Source organism: Streptomyces sp. NP-1717, assembly GCF_022695985.1.
Classification (GTDB): Bacteria; Actinomycetota; Actinomycetes; order Streptomycetales; family Streptomycetaceae; genus Streptomyces.
In genome coordinates this window covers 1-21,737 of sequence record NZ_JAAPBF010000082.1, presented here as the reverse complement: position 1 = coordinate 21,737, position 21,737 = coordinate 1, and the positions used below count along the sequence as shown (strand labels likewise).

Sequence of the window (21,737 nt, the reverse complement as noted above, 5' to 3'; positions counted from 1 at the left end):
CTGTGATGAGTACTACGACCGAGACCACCCCCTCACCCGCCACCACCGGCGACGGTTCGACCGTCGTCGTCGCGGGCGCGATGTCCGACTCCCACACCTGGGGTCTGGTCTTCCTGCAACTGCTGCTGGAGGAGCACGGCCACCGCGTCGTCAACCTCGGCCCGTGCGTCCCCGAGGACCTGCTCATCGGTACGGTCCGCGCCGAACGGCCCGCGCTCGTCGTCATGAGCAGCGTCAACGGCCACGGCTACCGCGACGGCATGCGCGCCATCACCGGCCTGCGCGAATGCGCCGACCTGGCGGACGTACCCGTCGTCATCGGCGGCAAGCTCGGCATTCACGGCGAACAGAGCGCCGACGAAACGGTCGGGCTGATGGCCGCCGGGTACGACGCGGTCTTCGACGACACCCCCGAGGGCATCGTCACCTTCCGGCGCATGCTCACCTCGATGCCGCAGCGGGCCGCGGTGTGAACGACGCCGGGTCCGGTGCGCACGACCCCGGGCCCGGTACGGACGACGCCGGGTTCGGCGCGTTCGTCCGCCGGGCCCACGGAGCGGGACGGCTGGTGGTCCAGCCGCGCATGGGAATGAGCGACCCGGCCGTCATGCGGGCCGGCCTGCTGGCCACCCGGCGGGCGCGGGCCACCACGGTCGGCACCCTCACCCTCGACAGCTACACCAGGGTCGGGGACCTGGAATCCGCCGAACTGGCGCTGCTCGAAGGCGTCGCGCTCAACGGCTACCCCATCGTCAGCCACGGTCTCGACACCACCCACGGCATCCTCGACGGGATACGCGACGACGACTTCCCCGTCCAGGTCCGGCACGGCTCCGCGGTCCCCGAGGACATCTTCAAGGCGCTCATGGCGGCTGGCCTCGACGCCTCGGAGGGCGGCCCCGTCTCGTACTGCCTCCCCTACGGGCGCACCCCGCTCGCCCACTCCGTCGCCAACTGGGCCCGCTCGTCGGCGCTGTTCGCCTCCGCACGGCGCCCCGGCCTCGAACCGCACCTGGAGACATTCGGCGGCTGCATGCTCGGCCAGCTCTGCCCACCCAGTCTCCTGGTCGCCATCAGCGCCCTGGAGGCACGGTTCTTCCACGAATACGGGCTGCGCAGCATTTCTGTCAGCTACGCCCAGCAGACCCACCGCGCCCAGGACGAGGAAGCCGTGGCCGCGCTGCGCAGACTGTGCCGGGAATTACTTCCCGGCGCGGAATGGCATGTCGTCGTCTACGCCTACATGGGCCTGTATCCGCAAACGCCCTCCGGTACCTTCGCATTGCTCGGACAGGCGGCGGAACTCGCGGTCACCACCGGGGCGGCGCGGCTCATCGTGAAGACCGTCTCGGAATCCCTGCGCATTCCCACCGTCGAGGAGAACGTCGGGGCGCTGGAACACGCGTCGGCCGTCGCCGCGCGCACGGCACGCGGACCGGAGCCCGCGGCCGACTCCGAGACCTACGCGGAGGCGTCCGCGCTGGTCGAGGCCGTACTGAACCTCGGCCCCGATGTCGGACAAGGGCTGTTGGCGGCGTTCGGACGCGGCTATCTCGACGTCCCGTACTGCCTCCATCCGGACAACGCGGGACTCAGCAGGAGCTATCTGGACGACGAAGGCCGGCTCCGCTGGGCGGCCACCGGGAAAATGCCGCTTCCCCGGCGCACCGGGGCCGGTACGGCGCGCGCGGTCTCGTCGGCGGAACTCCTCTCCTCGCTGTCCTACATTCGCCGGACGTTCGATTCCGGACCCCCCGGCGATTCACCCGCCGGCGAATGGGAGGGCCCTAGGGGGGCGTAAGGGGTTATGGGCTCTCTTCGCGCGTCATTACGGTTCACGTCAAACGGGTGTCGACCGATATGGACATGTGTCGATGAATGGAGAAGCGTCGATGAACACGACCGGTTCGGGCTCGGCACTGGCACGTCTGCTGGCCGCAACTCCACCGTCCGAGCACCGCAGGCTGGTCCTCGAACGGGTGAGCGCGCACGTCACCGCCGCGCTGCGGGCCGCCCGCCCCGAACTCGGCCGGATCGACACCTCCCTGCCGTTCGCCGACCTCGGCCTCGACTCGCTGGCCTCGGTCGACCTGCACCGCAGACTGACCGCGGAGACCGGACTGCGGCTTCCCGTGACCGTGGCGTACGACTGCCCCACCGCCGAAGCCCTCACCGACCGGCTGATCGCCGACGCGCTCGGCGCCGCCCCCGACGCGCCCGTGACCGCCGAGCACGCCGGCGGTGACGAGCCGGTCGCCGTCGTGGGCATCGGCTGCCGCTTCCCCGGCGGCGTGAACACCCCCGACGACCTCTGGCAGTTGCTCGACCGGGGCGGGGAGGTGCTGTCCACGTTCCCCGACGACCGTGGCTGGGAGCTGGACTCGCTCTTCGAGGACGACCCCGAGAAGCCCGGCAGCAGCTACGCGCGCGCCGGCGGATTCCTGGACACGGCGACCCGGTTCGACGCCGACTTCTTCGGTATCAGCCCGCGCGAGGCGCTCGGCATGGACCCGCAGCAGCGGCTCGTACTGGAGACCGCCTGGCACGCCCTGGAGGACGCGGGCATCGATCCGCGCACCCTGCACGGCAGCCCGACGGGCACGTTCGTCGGCGCCGAGGTCCAGGAGTACGGGCCGCGCCTGCACGACGCCCCCGACGGACTCGACGCCTACCTGCTCACCGGCAACGCCTCCAGCGTCATCTCCGGCCGGGTCGCCTACGTCCTGGGCGCCGAAGGCCCCGCCGTGACCGTGGACACCGCCTGCTCCGCCTCGCTCGTCGCCCTGCACCTCGCCTGCCAGTCGCTCGCGCGCGGCGAGTCCACGCTCGCGCTCGCGGGCGGCGTGGCCGTGATGGGCGGACCGGGCGTGTTCACCGCGTTCAGCCGGCAGCGCGGGCTCGCCCCCGACGGGCGCTGCAAGGCGTTCGCCGCCGCCGCCGACGGCACCGGCTTCGCCGAGGGTGTCGGCATCCTCGTCCTGGAACGGCTCTCCGACGCACGCCGCAACGGTCACCAGGTCCTCGCCGTCGTCCGGGGCTCCGCCATCAACCAGGACGGCGCGTCCAACGGACTGACCGCCCCCAGTGGCGCCTCCCAGCAGCGGCTCATCCGGCAGGCGCTCGCCAACGCGGGCCTGACACCCGCCGACGTCGACGTGGTCGACGCCCACGGAACCGGAACCCGACTCGGCGACCCCATCGAGGCGGACGCCATCCTCGCCACCTACGGCCAGGACCGGCCCGGGAACGCGCCGCTGCTGCTCGGTTCCGTGAAGTCCAACCTCGGGCACACCCAGGGCGCGGCGGGCGTGGCCGGGGTCATCAAGATGATCCTGAGCATGCGGCACGGCCGGGTGCCCCGGACCCTGCACATCGACGAGCCGACGCCGCACGTCGACTGGGCGGGCGGCGCCGTCGAACTCGTCACCGAGGCGCGGCCGTGGCCCGCCGCCGACCGGCCCCGGCGGGCCGGAGTGTCGTCGTTCGGCGTCAGCGGTACCAACGCCCATCTCGTCCTGGAGGCCCCCGAGGACACCATGGACGGCGGGACCGGTGTGACCGGTGTGACCGGTGTGACGGATGGGACGGACGTGACGGACGACGGGCCCGGTTCGGGCGTGCCCGCCGTGCTGCCGTTCGTCCTGTCCGGCCGTGGCGAGGAGGCGCTGCGCGTCCGCGCCGCCGACCTCCTCCCGCTGCTCGACCACGCCGCGTCCACCGACCTGGCCGACCTCGCCTTCTCCCTCGCCACCACCCGCACCGCGCACGACGAGCGCGCCGTCGTCGTCACCGACGACCGGGAGGAGCTGCGCGCGGCGCTGGCCGCGCTCGCGGACGGCAGCGCCCCCGTGAGTACGGCCGTCGGCGGAAAGCTCGCGTTCCTCTTCACCGGGCAGGGCAGTCAGCGACTCGCGATGGGCGCCGAACTCGCCGACACCTACCCGGTGTTCGCCGACGCGCTGGACGACGTCTGCGCCTACCTCGACATGCACCTCGACCGGCCGCTCGGCGACGTACTGTTCGCCGATCCCGCCGACGACGACGCGGCGCTGCTGCACCGCACCGACTACGCGCAGCCCGCCCTGTTCGCCGTCGAGACCGCCCTCTACCGGCTGGTGGAGAGCTGGGGGCTGACTCCCGACTATCTCGCCGGCCACTCCATCGGCGAGATCACCGCCGCGCACGTCGCGGGCGTCCTCTCCCTGGAGGACGCGGCGATCCTCGTCACCACGCGCGGCCGGCTCATGAGGGAACTGCCCGCCGGGGGAGCCATGGTGGCCGTACGCGCGACGGCCGGCGAGGTCGGGCCCCTGCTCACCGCGCGTACCGGCATCGCGGCCGTCAACGGACCCGACGCGGTGGTCGTGTCGGGCGCCGAGGACGACGTACTCGCCCTGGCCGGGCGGTTGGCGGAGCAGGGCAGGAACACCAAGCGCCTCAAGGTCTCCCACGCCTTCCACTCGCCGCTGATGGAACCGATGCTGGAGGAGTTCCGCCGCGTCGCCAGGACGCTGAAGTACACCGAGCCCGCGCTCCCGGTCGTGTCGACCGTGACCGGCCGCCTCGCGGGCGAGGAGATGCTCGACCCCGAGTACTGGGTCGACCACGTCCGCGCCCAGGTCCGCTTCCACGACGCCGTGGGCGCGCTGGAGGACTCCGGAGTCGTGACGTTCCTCGAACTCGGGCCCGACGCCGTCCTCAGCGTCATGGGCCAGGACTGCGCGCGCCACGAGGACGCGGCGTTCGCACCGCTCCTGCGCCGCGACCGGCCCGAAGTACCCGAGGCCGTCGGCGCGTTGGCCCTCGCGTACGGCCGGGGCGTCCCCGTGGACTGGCGGCGCTTCCACGCGGCCGGCGGGGCCCGGCGCATCGCGCTGCCGGCGTACCCCTTCCGCCGCAGGCGCTTCTGGCTCGAACAGGGCGCGGGCACGGTGGACGCCACCGGACTCGGCCAACTGCCCGCCGGGCACCCGCTGCTGGGCGCGGTCGTCGCGGTCGGCGCCGAGGGCGTGGTCCTCACCGGACGGCTCTCCACCCGTACGCAGCCGTGGCTCGCCGGCCATGTCGTCGACGGGCGCGTCCTCTTCCCCGGCACCGCGTTCGTCGAGCTGGCGCTGCGCGCCGCCGGTCATGCCGGGGCCGCGTCCGTCGAGGAGCTGACGCTCGGCGCACCGCTCGTGCTGTCCCCGGAGGGGACCGGCGTGGCCGTGCAGGTGGCGGTCGGCGAGCAGGACGCGAGCGGGCGGCTGCCGCTGACGATCCACTCGCGCCCCGAGAACGCCGCGGCCGAGCCGGGCTCCTGGACCCAGCACGCCGCGGGAGTCCTCGCCACGGCCCCGGCAACGCGCCCGGCCGGGCTGGAGACCTGGCCGCCGCCCGGCGCCGAACCCGTCGACGTGAGCGGCCTGTACGGGCAACTGGCCGATCAGGGATACGCGTACGGCCCCGCCTTCCAGGGCGTCACCGCCGCCTGGCGGCTCGGCGACGAGGTGTACGCGGAGGTCGCCCTGCCGCCCGGAACCGCCGACCCGGCCGGCTACGGCCTGCACCCCGCGCTGCTCGACGCCGCCCTCCACGCCTCCGACCCGGACCCCCACGGCGCCGGCACCCACGGCTCGAAGACACCCGGCCGGGGCGGCGAGATCCTCCTACCGTTCGCCTGGACGGGCGTGACGCTCCACGCGTCGGGCGCCGCCGCCGTCCGCGTACGTATCACCCGCACCGGCGACGACTCCCTCGCCCTGCTGCTCGCCGACGGCACGGGCGCGCCGGTCGCCGAGATCGCCGGACTGGTGTCGCGCCCCGTGCCGGACGCCGACACCATGTACACGCTGCGAAGGCTCCCCGTCCCGGCCCCGGCGGGCGCGGACGAAGACCACTTCGCCGAACTGGACGCCGCACACGACGCGTTGGGGGAGAGCGCGCCGTCCGCCGTCGTCTTCCGCGTCCCGCTCGCCGACGACGACCCCCTCGCGGGCGCCCGCGCCGCGACCGCCCGTACCCTCCGGGTGCTCCAGTCCTGGCTCACCGACGACCGGTTCGGCGCCGCGCCCCTCGCCGTCGTCACCTCGGACTCCCTCGCCCACGCGCCGATCGAAGGTCTGGTGCGCTCCGCCCAGGCCGAGAACCCCGGCCGTTTCGTACTCGTACGGCACGAGGGCGAGCTGCCCGACACCCTCCTCAAGTCCGCCCTGGCCACCGGGGAGCCGGAAGTGCACGTCGCCGAGGGCGAGTTGACCGTCCCCCGGCTGGCGGCCCTGCCGGCGGGCACCGAGGCGCCACCGGTCTGGGGCCGTGTCCTGATCACCGGCGGCACCGGCGGACTGGGCGGACTGCTGGCCCGCCACCTCGTCACCCGCCACGGCGTACGTGACCTCGTCCTCGTCGGACGGCGCGGCAGCGCGCCCGAACTGGCGGCGGAACTCGCCGAGTCGGGGGCCACCGTCACCGTCGTCGGCTGCGACGTCGGCGACCGCGCGGCCCTCGCCGAACTGCTGGACCGGCACCCCGTCGACTCCGTCGTCCACGCGGCGGGCATCGTCCACGACGGTGTGATCGGCACGCTCACCGACGAGTTGGTGGACGAGGTCTTCCGCGCCAAGGCCGACGGGGCGTGGCACCTGCACGAACTCACCCGCGACCGGCCCCTGTCCGCGTTCGTGCTGTTCTCCTCACTGGCCGCCGTCCTGGACGGCGCGGGCCAGGGCAACTACGCAGCCGCCAACGCCTTCGTCGACGCGCTCGCCGAACACCGCGCCGCCCGGGGCCTGCCCGCCACCGCCCTGTCGTGGGGCCTGTGGGCGACCGACACCGGCATGGGCGCCGCCCTCGACGCGACGGCGCTGGAGCGCATCGCCGGGCACGGCCTGCCCGGACTCGGCGCCGCCCGCTCCCTCGAACTCTTCGACGCCGCCGTACGGACCCGCGAGGCGCGCGTCGTGCCCGTCGAGGTCGACGCGGCGGCCGTCCGCAGCCGCGCGGGCGGCGTACCGCCCCTGCTCAGCGGAATCGTCCGGCCGGCGCCCCGGCGCACCACCCCCGTCGCCGCGCCCGCCACGCACGGCGCCCCCGTCGCCGCGTCACTGCCGCCCCAGGAGCGTGACCGCGCGCTGCTCGACCTGGTGCGGGCCGAGGTCGCCGCCGTGCTGCGCCACGACGGCGCCGCCGCCGTACCGCCGGGCCGCGCCTTCACCGAACTCGGCTTCGACTCCCTCGCCGCGGTCGAACTGCGCAACCGGCTGAACACCGCCACCGGGCTCCGTCTGCCGTCCACCCTGGTCTTCGACCACCCCAACCCGAAGGCGCTCGCCACCCATCTCCGCGAAGCGCTCTACGGCGCCGGGGACCACCACGCCGCCGCGACCGCCACCCCGGCCACCACCGGGGCCCGGACCGACGAGCCGATCGCGATCGTCGGCATGAGCTGCCGCTTCCCCGGCGGCGTACGGTCCCCGGAGGAGCTGTGGAGTCTGGTCGCCGAAGGCACCGACGCGATCGGTGACTTCCCCCCCGACCGGGGCTGGGACGCCGAGGCGCTGTACGACCCCGAGCCCGGCAAGCCCGGCAGGACGTACGCCCGCGAGGGCGGATTCCTCTACGACGCGGCCGAGTTCGACGCGGACTTCTTCGGCATCAGCCCCCGCGAGGCCGCCGCCATGGACCCGCAGCAGCGGCTGCTTCTCGAAGTGTCCTGGGAGGCGTGCGAGCGCGCGGGCATCGACCCCGACGCCCTGCGCTCCACCGACACCGGCGTCTTCGCCGGTGTCATGTACCACGACTACGCGAGCCGGCTCACCGACGTGCCCGACGACGTCGCCGCCTACCTCGGCAACGGGAGCCTGGGCAGCGTCGTATCGGGCCGGGTCGCCTACGCGCTCGGGCTCGAAGGACCGGCGCTCACCGTCGACACCGCCTGCTCCTCCTCGCTGGTGACCCTGCACCTGGCGGCGCAGGCGCTGCGCGGCGGCGAGTGCTCCCTCGCGCTCGTCGGGGGCGTCACCGTGATGTCCACGCCCGACACGTTCGTGGACTTCAGCCGACAGCGCGGACTCGCGAGCGACGGCCGGTGCAAGTCCTTCGCCACGGCCGCCGACGGCACCGGCTGGGGCGAGGGCGTCGGCATGCTGGTGATGGAGCGCCTCTCCGACGCCCGGCGCAACGGCCACCGGGTACTCGCGCTCGTCAGCGGCTCCGCCGTCAACTCCGACGGCGCGTCCAACGGCCTCACCGCGCCCAACGGCCCCTCCCAGCAGCGTGTCATCCGCGCCGCCCTCGAAGCGGGCGGACTGGAGCCCGGAGACGTCGACGCGGTCGAGGGCCACGGCACGGGCACCACCCTCGGCGACCCCATCGAGGCGCAGGCCCTGCTCGCCACCTACGGCCGGGACCGGCCGGCCGGCCGGCCGCTGTGGCTCGGCTCGATCAAGTCGAACATCGGACACACCCAGGCCGCCGCCGGAGTGGCCGGCGTCATCAAGATGATCATGGCGATGCGGCACCGCACCCTCCCGCGCACCCTGCACGTCGACGCCCCGTCGGACCAGGTCGACTGGGACGCGGGAGCGGTCCGGCTGCTCACCGAGGACCAGGCGTGGGAGCGGCCCGAGGGGCCGCTGCGCGCCGGTATCTCCTCGTTCGGCATCAGCGGGACGAACGCCCACGTGATCATCGAGGAGCCCGGCGCCGAACCGGAGCCCGACGTCCGGGAGCCGGCCCACCCCGACCTCGTACCCCTGCCCGTCCCGGTACCCGTCTCCGCACGCTCCGCCGACGCGCTGCGCGGCCAGGCCACCGCCCTGCGGTCCGTCGACGCCGAACCGGCCGACCTCGGCCCGGCCCTCGCCACCACCCGCGCCACCCATCCGCACCGCGCCGTACTCATCGCCGCCGACCGCGCCGAGACCGCCACCGCGCTCGGCGCGCTCGCCGGTGGACTCGCCCACGACGGGCTCGTCACCGGCACCGTCACCGAGGGCGGCACCGCGTTCCTCTTCTCCGGGCAGGGCGCCCAGCGCCCCGCCATGGGGCGCGCCTGGTACGACAACTGGCCCGTGTACGCGGCCCACTTCGACGCGGCGGCGGCCTTTCTCGACCGGGACCTCGAACACCCCCTGGCCGACGTCGTGTTCGGCGCCCGCTCCGACCTCCTGGAGCGCACCGCGTACACCCAGGCCGCCCTCTTCGCGACCCAAGTGGCGCTCTACCGGCTGCTGGAGTCGTGGGGCCTGCGCCCCGACGCGCTCGCCGGTCACTCCGTCGGCGAGTTCGCCGCCGCGCACGTCGCGGGCGTCTGGTCCCTGGAGGCCGCCGCGACCGCCGTCGGTGCCCGTGGCCGGCTCATGCAGGCGCTGCCCGAGGGCGGCGCGATGGTCGCCGTCCGGGCCACCGAGGAAGACGTACGGCCCCTGCTGGAGGGCCGTACGAGCATCGCCGCCGTCAACGGCCCCCGGGCCGTGGTGGTCTCCGGCGACGAGGACGCGGTCCTGGACATCACCGCACGCCTGGACTCGCCCAAGCGGCTGCGGGTCTCCCACGCGTTCCACTCGCCGCGCATGGACGCCATGCTCGACGACTTCCGCGCCGTCGTCGCCGCCCTGCCGGCCGCCGACCCGAGCATCCCGGTCGTCTCCACGCTGACCGGCCGGACCGCGACCGCGGGCGAACTCCGCTCCGCCGACTACTGGGTGAGGCACATCCGGGAGACGGTCCGCTTCGCCGACGCCGTCGCCGCACTCCACGACCAGGGCATCGACACCTTCCTCGAACTCGGCCCCGCCGCCGTCCTCACGGCACTCGGCCCCGACTGCCTCCCCGAGGCGGCGGAGTGCGCCTTCGTCCCCGTCGCCCGCAAGGACCGCGACCCGCTGCGCGAACTGCTCGCCGCCGTGTCGTCCCTCCACACCCGCGGGGCGTACGTCGACTGGTCCGCCCTGTACGGGAACCACCGGCCCCGGCCCGTCGAACTGCCCACCTACGCCTTCGCGCACCGCCGCTTCTGGCTCGACGCCCCGGCGTCCAGGGGCGACGCGGACGGCTTCGGGCTGACCCCCGTCGACCACCCGCTGATCGGCGCGGTGGTCCGGCGGGCCGGCTCCGACGACGTCCTGCTGACCGGCCGGATCTCCACCGCCACCCACCCCGTGCTCGCCGAGCACGCCGTACTCGGCACGACCCTGCTGCCCGGCACCGCCCTGGTCGACCTCGCCATCAGGGCGGGCGACCTCGTCGGACTGCCGGTACTCGAAGAACTCACCCTCCAGGCGCCGTTGGTGCTGCCCGGAGCGGGCGCCGTGAAGCTCCAGGTCGCGGCGGGCCCCGACGGGACCGTACAGATCTTCTCCCGCGCCGAGAGCGACGGCGAGGACGCCGAGTGGACCCGCCACGCCACCGGCACCCTGACCCGGCAGGCCGCCCCCGCCGAACCGGTCGGCCCCTGGCCGCCCCCCGGCGCCACCGCCGTCGACGTCGACGCGCTGTACGCGCGCATGGGCGCCGACGGTTACGACTACGGCCCCGTCTTCCGCGGCGTCGGCGCGGCCTGGCGCAGGGGCGAGGAGGTCTACGCCGAACTCGCGCTCCCCGCCGACGCCCGCCCCGACGCCGCGCGCTACGGGATCCACCCCGCGCTGCTCGACGCCGCGCTGCACGTCTCGTCGCTCCTCGACACGGACGACGACCGGCCCGGCCGCAACGGGAACGACGCGGAAGGGGACGGTGTGCACCTGCCGTTCGCGTGGAGCGGTGTCACGCTGCACGCGGCCGGAGCGTCGGCGGCGCGCGTCAGGCTCGTACGCACCGGGAAGAAGGAGCTGCGGCTCGACCTCGCCGACACCGACGGCGCCCCTCTGGTGTCCGTCGCCTCCTATCTCACCCGCCCGGTCGCCGCGGGCGCGCTCGACGGCGGCGCAGACTCCCTCTACACCGTCGTCCCGGTACCCCTGCCCCCGCACACGGGGACACGGGCCGCGCTCCGCTACGCGGTACTCGGCGACGACGACCTCGGCCTCGGAGCCACCGTCGCCGCCACACCCGACGGACTGGACGAGCCCGCCGACGTCGTCGTCCTGCCCGTACCCGAGACACACGGCGTGCCGAGCGACGTCCCGGCCGCGCTGCGAGCCGCGCTGGACTCGGTGCTCCCCGTACTCCAGCAGTGGCCGCGCGACGTCCGGCACGCGGACTCCACCCTGGTCGTCGCGACCGGACCGGGACTCGTGGGCGCCACCGTGCGCGGACTCGTCCGCGCCGCCCAGGCCGAGGACCCCGGCCGGACGGTGCTCGTCCGTGTCGACGAGGGCGGGCTCACCCGGCCCGGGATCGCCGCCCTGCTCGACACGGGAGAGCCCGAACTGATCCTGCGCGCGGGAGAGTTGAGCGCGCCACGGCTGACCAGGGCCCGGCCGGGGGAGACGGCGGGGGAGACGAGGGACTGGGGCACCGTGCTGATCACCGGCGGGACCGGCGGCCTCGGCGCGCTCGTCGCACGGCACCTGGTCGCCCGGCACGGAGTGACCCGCCTCGTCCTGGCCAGCCGCCGCGGCAACGACGCCCCCGGCACGGCGGGACTGCTCGCGGAGCTGGCCGAACTGGGCGCCCGCACACGGGTCGTGAGCTGCGACGTGGGCGACCGGGCCGCCCTGGCCCGGCTGCTGTCGCGCCACCGCGTCGACAGCGTCGTGCACACCGCCGGAGTCCTCGACGACGGCACCGTCGCCACACTCACCCCCGAGCGCGTCGACACGGTGCTCCGGCCCAAGGCCGACGCCGCGTGGCACCTGCACGAGCTGACGAAGGTTCAGGACTTGGCCCACTTCGTCCTGTTCTCCTCGGCTGCCGGCTCCCTCGACGCGAGCGGCCAGGGCAACTACGCCGCCGCCAACGCCTTCCTCGACGCGCTCGCCGAGCACCGCAGGGACGGCGGACTGCCCGCGCTCTCCCTCGCCTGGGGCCTGTGGGCCGAAGGCGGCGGCATGGGCGCCCGGCTCACCGACGCGGACCTGCGGCGCATCGAGCGCGCCGGCACGGGCGCCCTGACGGCGGACGAGGGGCTGGCGCTCTTCGACGCGGCCGTGTCGTCCGGGCTGACCACGCTCGTCCCCGTCCACCTGGACACCGCCGCGCTGCGCCGGCGCGGCGACGACCTGCCCGCGGCCCTGCGCGGCCTCGTGCCCACCGCCGCGCGCCGCGAGACACGGCGGACCACGACGCTCACCCTCGCCGAACGGCTCGCCACGATCCCGGTGCCCGACCACCCGTTCACCGTGCTCGAAGCGGTCAGGACGGAGGTCGCCGCCGTACTCGGCCACGACGGTCCCGGATCGGTCGAGCCCCGCAAGGCGTTCACCGATCTCGGCTTCGACTCCCTGGCGGCGGTGGAACTGCGCAACCGGCTCAACACCGTCAGCGGTCTGCGGCTGCCCTCCACGATGATCTTCGACCACGCCACCCCGGCGGCGCTGGCCGACTTCCTGCTCGCCACGATCGCCCCCGAGCGTGAACCGGCGCCCTCCGACGGCGAGTTGGGGAACGGCGACGAAAGCGCCGTCCGTGATCTGCTCGCGCGGATCCCGGTGGACCGGCTGCGGCACGCCGGGCTGCTCGACACCCTCATGGCGATGGGGCGCGACGCCGGTTCACCCGGCGCCGCCCCGAGCGCCCCGCCGACTCCGCCACAGACGGCCGACCGGAGCGACGAGATCAAGGACATGGCCGTCGCCGATCTCGTACGCGCCGCTCTCGACCGCGGCGCCGCCGGCTGACCGCCACCCCCACCCCCGAACGACCCCACGCCGTCTACGAATCCACGCCACACGACCCGCGGCCGCGCGACACAGGCACGGTCGAGCAACCAGGGAGCGACCCGAACCGTGGACACATCCGTCGAACAGATCGTCGAGGCGCTGCGCGAGTCGCTGCTGGAGAGCGAGCGGCTGCGCCAGGAGAACGAGAAGCTGACCGACGCCGGGCGGGAGCCCGTCGCCATCGTGGCGATGAGCTGCCGCTACCCCGGCGGCGTGACCTCGCCCGAGGAGCTGTGGCGGCTGGTCGACGAGGGGTCCGACGCGATCGGCGACTTCCCCGCGGACCGTGGCTGGGACGCCGACGCGCTCTACGACCCCGACCCCGACGCGCCCGGCAAGACCCATGTGCGCGAGGGCGGATTCCTCCACCAAGCCCCCCTGTTCGACGCCGAGTTCTTCGGGATCTCCCCCCGCGAGGCCATCGCCACCGACCCCCAGCAGCGGCTGCTGCTGGAGACGTCGTGGGAGGCGTTCGAGCGCGCGGGCATCGACCCCGAGACCGTACGGGGCAGCCGCACCGGCATCTTCGCCGGTGTGATGTACCACGACTACGGCAGCTGGCTCACGGAAGTGCCCGAGGGCGTCGAGGGCTACCTCGGCAACGGCAGCCTCGGCAGCGTGGCGTCCGGCCGCGTCTCGTACACGCTCGGTCTCGAAGGACCCGCCGTCACCATCGACACCGCCTGCTCGTCCTCGCTGGTCGCCCTGCACCTCGCGGTCCAGTCGCTGCGCCAGGGAGAGTGCACGCTCGCGCTGGCCGGCGGCGTCACCGTCATGTCGACACCCGACACGTTCGTCGACTTCAGCAAGCAGCGCGGACTCGCGCTGGACGGCCGGTGCAAATCGTTCGCCGCCTCCGCCGACGGCACCGGCTGGGGCGAGGGCGTCGGCATGCTGCTGCTGGAACGCCTCTCCGACGCCCGCCGCAACGGACACCGCGTGCTCGGCGTCATCCGCGGGAGCGCCACCAACCAGGACGGGGCGTCCAACGGCCTCACCGCGCCCAACGGCCCCTCCCAGCAGCGCGTGATCCGACAGGCCCTGGCCGGAGCGGGGCTGACGGCGCGTCAGGTCCAGGCTGTCGAGGCGCACGGCACCGGCACCCCGCTCGGCGACCCCATCGAGGCGCAGGCCCTGCTCGCGACGTACGGCCAGGACCGGGGCGAGGGGGAGCCGCTGTGGCTCGGCTCCGTCAAGTCGAACATCGGGCACACCCAGGCCGCCGCGGGCGTGGCCGGCGTGATCAAGATGGTCATGGCGATACGGCACGGCAGACTGCCGAAGACCCTGCACGCCGACGACCGCACCCCGCAGGTCGACTGGGACGCGGGCGCCGTCCGACTGCTCACCGAGAACCGGGCGTGGCCCAAGAGCGACGAGCCCCGGCGCGCGGCCGTCTCCTCCTTCGGTATCAGCGGCACCAACGCGCACGTCATCGTCGAAGCGCCGCCGGAGGAGACCGAGGAGGAGCCGGAGAGCCGGCGGGCGGCCCCGGCGGGCACCGCACACGGCCCCCTGCCCCTGGTCCTCTCCGGCCGCGGCGAACACGGAATCGCCGGCCAGGCCGCGCGCCTGCTGGAACACCTGGACCGCACCGACACCCCGCTGCCCGCCCTCGCGCACGCCCTCGCCACCTCACGCGCCGCCCTCGACCGGCGCGCCGTCGTCGTCGCGGCCGACCGGCCCGCCGTCGCCACCGCGCTCGCGGCACTCGCCGCCGGCGAGAGTGCCCCCGGCACCGTGCGCGGCGAGCGGCGCAGCGAGTCCCGCACCGCCTTCGTCTTCCCCGGCCAGGGTTCCCAGTGGACCGGCATGGCCCGCGAACTGCTCCACTCCTCACCGGAGTTCGCCGACTCGATGACCGAGTGCGCCCGAGCGCTGGCACCGCTCACGGACTGGGACCTGCTCGACGTACTGCGGCACGGCGAGTCCCTCGACCGCGTCGACGTCGTGCAGCCCGCGCTCTGGGCCGTCCTCGTCTCTCTCGCGAAGCTGTGGCGCGCCCACGGCGTGGAGCCAGCCGCCGTGATCGGCCACTCCCAGGGCGAGATCGCCGCCGCCTGCGTGGCCGGTGCGCTCTCCCTCGAAGACGGCGCGAAAGTGGTCGCCCTGCGCAGCCGCGCCATCGCCGACGAACTCGCCGGACACGGCGCCATGATGTCGGTGGGCCTGCCCGTCGACGAGGTACGGCCGAAGCTCACCGCCTACGACGGACGCCTGTCGGTGGCCGCTGTCAACGGCGCCTCCTCCGTCGTGCTCTCCGGCGACGCCGACGCCGTGGACGAACTGCGCGACACTCTCGTCGCCGAAGGCGCCCGCGCCAAGCGCCTCCCCGTGGACTACGCCTCGCACTCCGCCCAGGTCGAGACGATTCGCCACCGGCTCCTGGCCGAGCTCGCCGGCATCCGGCCCAGGGCAGCCGACGTGCCGTTCTACTCCACCGTCACCGGCGGGCTCCTCGACACCACCGTCATGGACGCCGAGTACTGGTACACCAACCTGCGCGGCAGCGTCCTGTTCGGCGACACGACCAAGGTTCTCCTCGGCGCCGGATACGGCGTGTTCGTCGAATGCAGCCCGCACCCGGTGCTCCTGCACAGCATCGAGGAGACCGCCGACGCCGCGGGCACCGAGATCACGGGCGTCGGCTCCCTGCGCCGCGACGAGGGCGGCCCCGCGCGATTCCTCACCTCCCTCGCCGAGGCGTACGTCCGGGGCGTCCCGGTCGACTGGTCGCCCGCCCTCGCGCCGCCCGGCTCCGCACACCCGCCGTACGCGGTCGAACTGCCCACCTACGCCTTCCAGCGCGAGCGTTACTGGCTCGGCGCCTCCACCGCCACCGGCGACCTGGGCGCGGCCGGCCTCGCCGCGACCGGCCACCCGCTGCTGGGCGCCGCCGTCACCGTGGCCGACGGAGGCATGCTCCTCACCGGCCGGCTCTCGCTCGCCACCATGCCCTGGCTGGCCGACCACGGAGTCGGCGGAACGGTCCTGCTGCCAGGCACCGCGCTGGTGGAACTGGCCGTCGGCGCCGGCCACGAGGCCGGCTGCGGCCACCTCGAAGAACTCACCCTGGAATCCCCGCTGCCTCTCCCGGACCGCGGCGCCGTCCAGCTCCAGGTACGGCTCGCCGAACCCGACCGGGCCGCCCGCCGCGCGCTGAGCGTGCACGCGCGCCCCGACGACCACGACGCCGACTGGACGCGGATCGCCACCGGCCTGCTGGCACCCGAGGCGGCGGAGCCCGGCTTCGACCTGGCGGCCTGGCCCCCGGCCGGTGCCGAACCCGTACCCCTGGAGGGGCTGTACGACGGCCTCGCCGCACGGGGCTACGACTACGGCCCCGCCTTCCAGGGGCTGCGCGCGCTCTGGCGGCGCGGCGACGAGACGTTCGCCGAGGTCGAACTCCCCGCCGGTGTCGAACCGGACAGGTTCGCCCTGCACCCCGCCCTGTTCGACGCGGCCCTGCACGCGGCCGGCGCCGGCGCACCCGCTGAGGGACCCGCCCGGCTGCCGTTCGTCTGGAACGACGTGGCACTCCACGCCACCGGCGCACGCGAACTGCGCGTCCGGATCGAGGGCGGCGACGCGCCCGCCCTGTACCTCGCCGACACCACCGGCGCCGCCGTCGCGACCGTGGGCGCCCTGCACTCCCGCCCGGTCGACACCGGCGCCCTGGACACGGCCGCCCACTTCGACGCGCTGTTCGCGCTGGAGTGGGTCCCGGCACCGGCCGTCCAGGAGCTGCCCCCGGTCCCGTACACGGTCCTCGGCGCACCCGGCGACGGCGACGACCGAGGTGACGGCGCCGGAGACCCGGTGACCGCCCTGCGAACGCTGCTCGAACAGAGCGGCGAACAGCGGCTCCCCGACATCGTCGTGCTGCCCGTCGCCCCCGGCGCGGACGACGCCGTCACCGGCCTGCGGACCGCCGCCCGGCCCGTACTCGCCGCCCTGCGCACCTGGCTCGCGGACGGGCGCACCGGCTCGGCCCGGCTCCTCGTCCTCACCGACCACGCCGTACCGGCGGGCGGGCAGGACGTACGCGACCCGGCCGCCGCCGCCGTATGGGGACTCGTCCGCGCCGCGCAGGAGGAGAACCCCGGCCAGTTCCTCCTCGTCGACGCCGACGCCACCACACCACCGGCGGAGATCGTCGCGGCGGCCGTGAACTCCGCCGAACCCCAACTGGCCCTGCACGAGGGCGCGGTGCTCGTCCCGCGCCTCGTCCGGCCCGCCCGCCCCACGGGGGCCGCACCCGACAGCGCCACCGCCGACCCCGCCTTCACCGCCAACGGCACCGTCCTGATCACCGGCGGCACCGGCGTACTCGGCCGCCTCGTCGCCCGCCACCTCGCAGAGATCTACGGGGTACGCCGCCTGCTGCTCGTCAGCCGGAGCGGCGGCACCGCCGACGACCTCGCCGACCTCGAAGACCTCGCCGGACTCGGCGCCGAGGTGAGCGTCGCGCGCTGCGACGTGGCCGACCGGGACCAGCTGACGGCCCTGCTGGCATCCGTACCGGCGGACCGGCCGCTGACCGGTGTCGTCCATCTCGCGGGCGCGCTGGACGACGGACTCGTCACCGCGCTCGACGACGAACGGCTCGACGCCGTGCTGGCGCCCAAGGCCGACGCTGCCTGGCTCCTGCACGAACTCACCCGCGATCTCGGCCTGTCCGCGTTCGTGCTGTTCTCCTCCGCGGCCGGCACGCTCGACGGCGCGGGCCAGTCCGGCTACGCCGCCGCCAACGCCTTCCTCGACGCGCTCGCCCACCACCGGCGCGGGCTCGGCCTGCCCGCCGTATCACTCGTCTGGGGCTACTGGGAGCAGCGCACCGGTCTCACCGGGCACCTCACCGACGCCGATGTCGAGCGGCTGCGCCGCTCCGGCGTCCGCCCCCTGCCCACGGCGGAGGGGCTCGCCCTGCTCGACCGGGCGCTGGCGGGCGACGATCCGGTCGCCCTGCCGATCGGCCTCGACCTCGCGGTGCTGCGCCGCGCGAACCGGGTGCCCGCCGTACTGAGCGCCCTGGTGCCCGCGCGGATCCGCAGGCGGACCGCCGCGCACGGCGGCGGCGCCACCCTGGGCGACCGGCTCGCCTCCCTCGCGCGCACCGAACAGGAAGCGCTGCTCCTCGAACTCGTCCGCACCCACGCGGCCGACGTGCTCGGCCACGGCCGCGACATGGTGCTCGACCCGCGCCGCTCCTTCCGTGAGTCCGGCTTCGACTCGCTGACGGCGGTGGAGCTGCGCAACAGGCTCGGCGCCGCGGCCGGGCTCCGGCTGCCCGCCACGCTCGTCTTCGACTACCCGGACGCGACCGCCCTGGTCGGCTTCCTCCGGGAACGGCTGGTCGGCGCGGAAACCCTCCCGGTTGCCGCCGGCGCGGCGCTCTCCGAAGCCCCCGGAGCGGACGAGCCCATCGCCCTCGTCGCGATGAGCTGCCGATTCCCCGGCGGCGTCCGGACACCGGAGGAGCTGTGGAGCCTGCTAGCCGAGGACGGCGACGCCATCTCGGCCTTCCCCGCCGACCGCGGCTGGGACCTCGACGGCCTCTACGACCCGGAGCCGGGCAAACAGGACCGCAGCAGCACCCGCCACGGCGGATTCCTGCACGACGCCGCCGACTTCGAGCCCGACTTCTTCGGCATCGGCCCCCGCGAGGCGCTGGCCATGGACCCGCAGCAGCGCCTCCTGCTGGAGACGTCCTGGGAGGCGCTGGAGCGCGCGGGCATCGATCCGCACTCGGTGCGCGGCAGCCGTACGGGCGTCTTCACCGGCGTCATGTACCACGACTACGGGAGCAGGCTCTCGCGCGTGCCCGACGCCGTGAAGGACTACCTCGGCAACGGCAGCCTGGGCAGCGTCGCCTCGGGCCGGGTCGCCTACACCCTCGGTCTGGAGGGCCCGACCCTGTCGGTCGACACGGCGTGCTCCTCCTCGCTGGTCGCGCTGCACCTCGCGGTCCAGGCACTCCAGCGCGGTGAGTGCGAACTCGCCCTGGCCGGCGGTGTGTCGGTCATGTCCACCCCGGACGCCTTCGTCGACTTCAGCAGGCAGCGCAACCTCGCCGCCGACGGCCGCACCAAGTCCTTCGCGGCGGGCGCCGACGGCACCTCCCTCTCCGAGGGCGCCGGCATGCTGCTGCTCGAACGGCTCTCGGATGCACGGCGATTGGGGCACGAGGTGCTCGCCGTCGTACGCGGCTCGGCGGTGAACCAGGACGGCGCCTCGAACGGTCTCACCGCGCCGAACGGCCCCTCGCAGCAGCGGGTGATCCGTGCCGCGCTGTCGCGGGCCCGACTCTCCGCCGCCGAGGTGGACGTGGTGGAGGGCCACGGGACCGGGACGGTGCTGGGCGACCCGATCGAGGCGCAGGCGCTGCTCGCGACCTACGGCCAAGGGCGCCCGGACGGCGAGCCGTTGCTGCTCGGTTCGGTCAAGTCCAACCTCGGACACACCCAGGCCGCCGCCGGTGTCGCGGGCGTGATGAAGATGGTGCTCGCCATGCGCCACGGCGTCGTACCGGCGACGCTCCACGCCGACGAGCCGTCGGGTGAGGTCGACTGGGAGGCCGGCGCCGTGGAGTTGGTGCGCGAAGCGCGGAAGTGGCCCGAGGCGGACCGGCCGCGCCGGGCCGGGGTGTCGTCCTTCGGGATCAGCGGCACCAACGCCCACGTCGTCCTCGAAGCACCGACCGCGCCCGACGGGCACGAGCCCGCCACCGGGCGGCCTGCTGAACAGGCCGACGCACAACGCCCGTTGCTCCCCGTACTCCTGTCCGGAAACACCCCCGAAGGACTCGCCGCCCAGGCCCGGAGCCTGCTCGCCGTCGCGGACACGCCCCTGCCCGTCCTCGCCCACGCGCTGGCCACCGGCAGGGCGGCCCTCGCCCACCGGGGCGCCGTCGTCGCCCGGGACCGGGACGAACTGGTCGCGGGCCTCACCGCCCTCGCCGAGGGCTCGGCCTCACCCCTGGTGGTACGGGGCAAGCCAGCACCCGGCACCCTCGCCTTCCTCTTCACCGGCCAGGGCGCCCAACGCGTCGGCATGGGACGGAAGTTGTACGACACCTTCCCCGCCTACCGCGAGGCGCTCGACACGGTGTGCACGGAGTTCGACCGCCACCTCGACCAGCCCCTGCTCGACGTGATCTTCGCCGAGCCGGGCACCGGCGAGGCCGACGCGCTCGACCGCACCCTGCGCACCCAGAGCGCCCTGTTCGCCGTCGAGACCGCGCTGTTCCGGCTGCTCGACTCCTTCGGCGTACGCCCCGGCCTGCTCGCCGGCCACTCGATCGGAGAGCTGACCGCCGCCCACGTCGCGGGCGTGCTGACGCTGCCCGACGCCGCCCGGCTCGTCACGGCCCGGGGCCGGCTCATGCAGGAACTGCCCGAAGGCGGCGCCATGCTCGCGATCGACGCCACCGAGGACGAGGTGCTGCCCCACCTCGGCCCGCTGGTCGGCATCGCCGCCGTGAACGGCCCGGCCGCCGTCGTCGTGTCCGGCGAGGAAGGCGCCGTCGAGCAGGTCGCCGCGCACTTCGCCGGACGCCGGACCAAACGGCTGCGCGTCAGCCACGCGTTCCACTCCCCGCTCATGGACCCCATGCTCGCCGCGTACGCGGAGGTGGCGCACGGCATCGACTTCGCGCCGCCCACCGTGCCCGTCGTCTCGGCCCTGACCGGCGCCCTCGCCACGGACGAGGAACTGACCTCCCCCGCGTACTGGGTACGGCACGCCCGCGAAGCCGTCCGCTTCCACGACGCGGTACGGACCCTGGAGGCCGAAGGCGCCCGGTCGTTCCTCGAACTCGGGCCCGACGCCGTCCTCACCGTCATGGGCACCCAGAGCCTGGCCGACCCCGGGCGCTCCACCCTCGTCGCCGCACTGCGCCGTGACCGGGACGACTCCGTCGCCCTCGCGACCGCGCTGGCCACCCTCCAGGTGCGCGGCGTCCCTCTCGACCGGGAACGGGTGTTCGCACCCGCCGGTACCGGCCGCGTGACCCTGCCGACCTACCCCTTCCAGCGACAGCGGTTCTGGCTCGACGACGGGCCCCTCGCACCGTCGGACGCCCGGAGCCTGGGCCAGGACGCCGCGTCCCACCCGCTGCTCGGCGCGACGGTCGCCCTCGCGGAGAGCGACACCGTGCTCCTGACCGGCCGGCTCGCCACGGACACCCACCCCTGGCTCGCCGACCACACCGTGGCCGGTGTGACCCTGCTGCCGGGCAGCGCGTTCGTGGAACTCGCCGTCCAGGCCGCCGACCGGGCGGGCTGCGCCGGAATCGACGAACTCACCCTGGAGCGGCCGCTCGTACTCGCCGCCGGCGGCGCCGTACACCTCCAGGTCGTCGCCGGGACGCCCGACAGCACAGGACGCAGGCCCCTCACCGTCCACGCGCGACCCGACGGCCAGGACGGCCCCCACGCCACCGACGCACCGTGGGACAGGCACGCCACCGGCTTCCTGCTGCCCGGGGCCGCGCCCGTACCCGACCCGCTCCCGGCATGGCCGCCCACCGGCGCCGAGCCCGTCGACGTCACCCGCACCTACGCGCACCTGGCGGAACAGGGCTACCAGTACGGCCCGGCCTTCCGCTGCCTGCGCGCCGCCTGGCGGCACGGCGACGAGGTGTACGCGGAACTCGCCCTGCCCGACCACATTCCCGCCGACTCCTTCGGCATCCACCCGGCGCTGCTCGACTCCGCCCTGCACGCCATCGACCTGCTCGCCGGGCAGGACCCGACCGTCATGACACTGCCGTTCTCCTGGGAGGGCGTGACCCTCCATCTGGCGGGCGCGACCGCCCTCAGGCTGCGGCTCACCCCCCACGGCACGGAGCGGATGGCACTGCGGCTGTACGACGGCGCCGGCGCGCCCGTCGCCGACGTCGCCGCACTGCGCATCCGCCAGATCACCGCCGAACAG

4 protein-coding genes are annotated in these 21,737 nt (G+C 74.7%); all 4 read left to right on the top strand.

Annotation, left to right across the window (positions count from 1 at the left end):
• The first annotated feature begins 5 nt into the window (after window positions 1-5).
• Entirely contained in the window at window positions 6-473 is a 468-nt protein-coding gene (locus GXP76_RS18290) for a cobalamin B12-binding domain-containing protein (protein WP_242572615.1), read from the top strand.
• On the top strand, window positions 470-1,801 hold the full coding sequence (locus GXP76_RS18285; protein ID WP_242572614.1) for a methylaspartate mutase: 1,332 nt from the start codon (window positions 470-472) through the stop codon (window positions 1,799-1,801). The genes GXP76_RS18290 and GXP76_RS18285 overlap by 4 nt, the downstream gene beginning before the upstream one ends.
• Window positions 1,802-1,892: 91 nt before the next feature.
• Window positions 1,893-12,758, top strand: a complete 10,866-nt coding sequence (locus GXP76_RS18280) for a type I polyketide synthase (protein ID WP_242572613.1) — start codon at window positions 1,893-1,895, stop codon at window positions 12,756-12,758.
• 108 nt (window positions 12,759-12,866) lie between these two features.
• The coding region (locus GXP76_RS18275) for a type I polyketide synthase (RefSeq protein ID WP_242572612.1) at window positions 12,867-21,737 on the top strand (8,871 nt) is incomplete at its 3' end.